The sequence below is a fragment of the Gilliamella sp. B14448G11 genome (genome assembly GCF_016101765.1).
GTDB lineage: Bacteria > Pseudomonadota > Gammaproteobacteria > Enterobacterales > Orbaceae > Gilliamella > Gilliamella apicola_N.
The window spans coordinates 1-496 of record NZ_JACFPX010000047.1 but is presented as its reverse complement, the minus strand read 5'-3'; the positions used below and the strand labels follow the sequence as shown (position 1 = coordinate 496).

General features: G+C 32.1%; 1 protein-coding gene. It reads right to left on the bottom strand.

What is annotated here, in order from left to right; all coding sequences use genetic code 11:
• Window positions 1-60: 60 nt before the first annotated feature.
• Window positions 61-496, bottom strand: a 436-nt coding sequence (locus H3S88_RS13120) for a hypothetical protein (RefSeq protein ID WP_232352607.1), incomplete at its 5' end; no start/stop codon positions are given.

The following is a 496-nucleotide window of genomic DNA, read 5'->3' as shown; positions in this document are numbered from 1 at the left end:
CCAATGATTAACATTAAGTGATATCGTAATTTTTTCATAAAATCTAGACCAATCCTAATACTATTCTTCAACTTTAATGGTATAAACTCTATCATAGTGTTTTCCTGGACATGTATTTGTTCCGTAAGTAGTTCCAGAAAGTTCTATTGTGATTGTTCCTGCAACTTTAGGCGTTCCTTTTACTTCAAAATTATTATAGGAAACATATTCTGTTCCTAAACCTCTAGGAGATAATTCAAGGCCTGATTTTTCTGGTTGGATAACATAGGCAAAGTGATCGCTATTAGCCACGCCACCAAAAACTTTAATTTTAGCAAAATAGGGATTACCCAATGAGGCATTGGGTAACGTTTTTGGTCTAACTTCTGGTTTATAACACAAACAACCGGTAAGAACAGTAGTTAAAAAAAGTCCAATGATTAACATTAAGTGATATCGTAATTTTTTCATAAAATCTAGACCAATCCTAATACTATTCTTCAACTTTAATGGTATA